General features: G+C 63.8%; 5 protein-coding genes and 1 pseudogene. 2 read left to right on the top strand and 4 right to left on the bottom strand.

Annotated features, from left to right (window positions below):
* Positions 1-269 (top strand): annotated as a pseudogene (locus EN780_RS28920) (single-stranded-DNA-specific exonuclease RecJ); the annotation flags it as partial.
* Between the two features lie 20 nt (positions 270-289).
* On the opposite strand, the gene EN780_RS28925 reads toward EN780_RS28920, so the two are convergent.
* The 3 genes from EN780_RS28925 to folE all read right to left on the bottom strand — a co-directional run bounded on the left by EN780_RS28925 (position 290) and on the right by folE (position 2,595).
* Positions 290-1,261 carry a patatin family protein gene (locus EN780_RS28925; RefSeq protein WP_127311330.1) on the bottom strand — a complete coding sequence of 324 codons (972 nt, stop codon included), beginning with the start codon at positions 1,259-1,261 and terminating at the stop codon, positions 290-292.
* 85 nt (positions 1,262-1,346) lie between these two features.
* Entirely contained in the window at positions 1,347-1,805 is a 459-nt protein-coding gene (hisI, locus tag EN780_RS28930; protein WP_127283316.1) for a phosphoribosyl-AMP cyclohydrolase, read from the bottom strand.
* Positions 1,806-1,968: 163 nt separating this feature from the next.
* Entirely contained in the window at positions 1,969-2,595 is a 627-nt protein-coding gene (gene folE, locus EN780_RS28935) for a GTP cyclohydrolase I FolE (RefSeq protein ID WP_127283317.1), read from the bottom strand.
* 243 nt (positions 2,596-2,838) lie between these two features.
* Between folE and EN780_RS28940 the strand changes: the two genes are divergently transcribed.
* Positions 2,839-3,285: an iron-sulfur cluster assembly scaffold protein gene (locus tag EN780_RS28940; RefSeq protein ID WP_127283318.1), complete on the top strand. Its 447-nt coding sequence runs from the start codon at positions 2,839-2,841 to the stop codon at positions 3,283-3,285.
* 8 nt (positions 3,286-3,293) lie between these two features.
* On the opposite strand, the gene EN780_RS28945 is transcribed toward EN780_RS28940, so the two are convergent.
* On the bottom strand, positions 3,294-3,990 hold a 697-nt coding region (locus EN780_RS28945), incomplete at its 5' end, for a LysR substrate-binding domain-containing protein (RefSeq protein ID WP_128275995.1).

Raw genomic sequence — 3,990 nt, forward strand, 5'->3', positions numbered from 1 at the left:
CCGGCCATGTCGCGCCTGTGGTCGCGCTGCCGCGCCCCCGGCTGACCGACGCGCGGCCGGTCGGCACCAATCACATCCGCGCCGAGCTGCAGTCGCAAAGCGGCGGCCGCATCCAGGCGATCGCCTTTCGCGCCGTCGATACGGCGCTCGGCGAATTCCTGTTCAGGAACCGGGGCAGGACGGTGCATATCGCCGGGTCGCTGTCCGGCAACTACTGGAACGGCAACCGCACGGTGCAGTTCCGCATCACCGACGCGGCGCTGGCCTGAGGCTTTCGGGTGATCGTGAATTAGGCGAGAACGGTCTGCAGCCGGGTCAGTTCGCCGATCTGCGCCTTCGTCGCCTGGTAGCCGAGGCTGATCGCCTCGTCGGCGCGATGGAATTCGGTCAGGCCGATATGGCTGAGCTTGGGCTGCAGCGACATGTCGGGCGGGTCGCCGGCGAGCCTGGCGCGCGAGATCCGGTCCTGGATGATGTTGAAGGCTTCGACCATGACGCCGGTGATGCCAAGCCGCGTCTGGTGCGACTGGTGCGCAGCATCGATGTGGCCGGGTTGAGGCGCGTCCTTCTCGATGACCAGCTCGCCGGCGCTGTGCTTGATGACGGCGGCGCGGCCGAACAGGTCATAGTGGAGGTTGACCGCCACGACGAGCGGCTGCTCGTAGGCGCGGCAGACCGAAACCGGCACCGGGTTGACCAGCGCGCCGTCGACCAGAACGCGGCCGTTACAGTTCACCGGCTCGAACACGCCCGGCAGCGCATAAGAAGCGCGCATGGCCGTGATCAGCGAACCGTTGGACAGCCAGATCTCATGGCCGGTGCGGATTTCCGAGGTGACGGCGACGAAGGGCTTCGACAGGTCCTCGAAGCGGATGCCGGCCATATGCTCGCGCAGCCTTGCGTCGAGCTTCAGGCCGCCGAACAGGCCGCTGCCGCGCAGATTGAGATCGAGGAGGCCGAAGATGCGCCGCTTGGTCAGGCTGCGGGCGAATTCCTCCAACTGGTCCAGCTTGCCGGCCAGGTAGCAGCCGCCGACCAGGGCGCCGATCGAGGTGCCGGCGATCATCGACACTTCAATGCCGGCCTCGTCGAGCGCGCGCAGCACGCCGATATGGGCCCAGCCGCGCGCGCAGCCACCGCCGAGCGCCAGCGAAATACCCGTCTTCTTGCCAGGCTTCTGGTCGGATGCGCCGCCGGACGAGGAGGGGCCGTTGGCCTCTCGAACATCTGGTCTGCCACGTAATGACGCCCATTCGAGCATCATAATCTCCCCTTATCCCACATTCCTTCTACAGCAAGGATGTTTGAGAATAGTGAACATGAGTGGTTTGTGAATATTGAATGGTTCACACCGGCTTCCGATACGTTTCACCCGCATCGAACAGCGGCCTGCTGCCGTCGTCGGCAAGCACCGCCTTGCCGTCGTTCAGCCCCACCGTCCGATAAAAGCAGGAACGTCGACCGGTGTGACAGGTTGCGTCGTGGCCCAACACTTTCACGCGAAGCCATATCGAATCCTGGTCACAATCTGTGAGCATCTCGACGACGGTCTGGACATTGCCCGAGGTCTCGCCCTTCTTCCACAGCGCGTTGCGGGAGCGCGACCAGTAGTGGGCGATGCCGGTTTCCAGCGTCAGCGCCAGTGCCTCGGCATTCATGTGCGCGACCATCAGCAGCTTGCCGTCCTCGGCGTCGGTGACGACCGCGGTGACAAGGCCGGCTGCATCGAAGCGCGGCGAAAAGGCGGTGCCTTCCTCCAGCGCTTTCTTGTCTGATGGAGCCTCTGGGAATTGCAGTGCCGACATCGCCGGTCCTTAGCTATTAAAGATATTCAGGGGAGGCTGGGCCATGCAAAATGGCGGCTTCCGCCGCTTCCAGTGCTCACGTACTTTTCATACGCTCAGCTCCGGACCTCGGAAACCACCATTTTCGACTAAGCCTACGCCTTTGGCAGGTGACGGCCGACGATCAGCCGCGCACCATGGTGACGAAGCGGACCTGCTCCTCGGGCGTGTCCTTGAAGACGCCGGTGAAGGTCGAGGTCAGCGTGGTGGAGTCCTGCTTGCGGATGCCGCGCATGGCCATGCACATATGCTCGGCCTCGATCATGACGGCGACCCCGCGCGGATTGAGCACGTCCTGGATGACGCCGGCGATCTGCGCCGTCATCGCTTCCTGCGTCTGCAGGCGATGGGCGAAGATATCGACGACGCGGGCGATCTTGGAAAGGCCGACGACCTTGCCGTCGGGCAGGTAGCCGACATGCGCCTTGCCGATGATCGGCACCATGTGGTGCTCGCAATGCGAATGGAATTTTATGTCCCTGACGATGACGAGGTCGTCATAGCCGGCGACTTCCTCGAAGGTGCGGCCGAGTTCGTCGGCCGGGCACATGTCGTAGCCGTTGAACATTTCGCGGAACGCCTTGGTCACACGCTTCGGCGTGTCGATCAGGCCCTCGCGATCCGGATTGTCGCCGGTCCAGCGCAGCAGCGTGCGCACGGCGGCCTCGACCTCGGCTTCGCTCGGCCGATCGGTGATCGGCTTCTCCATGTATTCGGAGGGTGGCATGAGTTTCTTGATGACGGCATCCATAAAAGGCGTCTCCCGTAGTCCCTCTCTCAGGAGGAACGAGTTGAACGGACCACGACCTTTCGGGTGTTAGAAACTCGCCCGGTTTCCAGCCCGCAAGCGGCGTGAACAAATTTGGGCAGCGATGGCGGCTTTTGGCTGCCTTGTCGATGCCCGACTGCCAGCATTATATATGGTCGTGCCGAGCGAATGAAAGACGCATCAGCGGCAATCCTTGTTCGCTGGGCGGCGACAGATTGGAAAAATATGATCGACGACGTCTACAATGCGAAAATCCTCGGCTTCGCCGGGAACATCGCCCGGATCGGCCGGCTCGAGCAGCCCGATGCGACGGCGCGCGCGCATTCCAAGCTGTGCGGCTCGACCGTCACCGTCGACCTCAAGATGGACGGCGACGTCGTCACCGATTTCGCGCATGACGTGAAGGCCTGTGCGCTCGGCCAGGCCTCGTCCTCGATCATGGCCCAGAATGTCGTCGGCGCCCACGCCGATGAGTTGCGCGCAGTGCGCGAAACCATGCTGAAGATGTTGAAGGAAAACGGCGCGCCGCCCGAGGGCCGCTTCGCCGACCTCAAATTCCTGGAGCCGGTGCGCGACTACAAGGCGCGCCATGCCTCGACCATGCTGACCTTCGATGCCGTGGTCGACGCCATCGGCCAGATCGAGAGGAAGCGGGCCGGGCAGGCGGCCTGAGGATCGGGCTAGGCAGCTCTTCTGGTCACGGCGAACTCGCTTCTGATCCACTCGGCGAACGCCTTGGCGGGTTCCGGCAGATCCCGCAAGCTCCTGGCCACCAGCCAATAGGCGCCGGAAGCAACATCGATGTCGAACGGCTTTATCAAAGTGCCTGACGCGAGTTCCTCGCCGACCTGTAGGAGATCGCCGAGGGCCACGCCATGGCCGAGCAGGGCCGCCTGCTTCGAAAGCGAGATGTCTGCCAGCATCGGGCCTCGCGCGGCTACCGCGTCGGCGGGCACGCCGGCAGCCTGGAACCAGCGCGCCCAACCCTGGCGGTTTTCTTCGTGCAGCAGGGTGTAATGGCGAAGGTCGATCGGCTTTTCCAGGGGAGGGCCCGATGCCAGCAAGCCCGGTGACAAGACAGGTGAATCGACAGTCGAGACCAGGCGCTCGGCTTCAGCGCGCGGCCATGACGTGGCGTGCGCGCTGAAACGCAAGGCGAGTTCGGGCTGATCGCTGCGGAACTCGATCGGTCGCACATCGACTTCCAGCGACACGTCGATGTCGGGCCGCAATTGGCGAAAGCGATTGAGCCGCGGGACCAGCCACACGGCGGCGAGCGATGGTTCGACGCTGACGCGGACCACGGATTGCGCGGGCGAGGCCGCCAGGTCAGAAAGCACCCGGTCGATGTCGTCGAAACTTCTGACCAATCGGTCG

The organism is Mesorhizobium sp. M4B.F.Ca.ET.089.01.1.1, from assembly GCF_004022605.1.
GTDB classification, from domain to species: Bacteria; Pseudomonadota; Alphaproteobacteria; order Rhizobiales; family Rhizobiaceae; genus Mesorhizobium; species Mesorhizobium abyssinicae.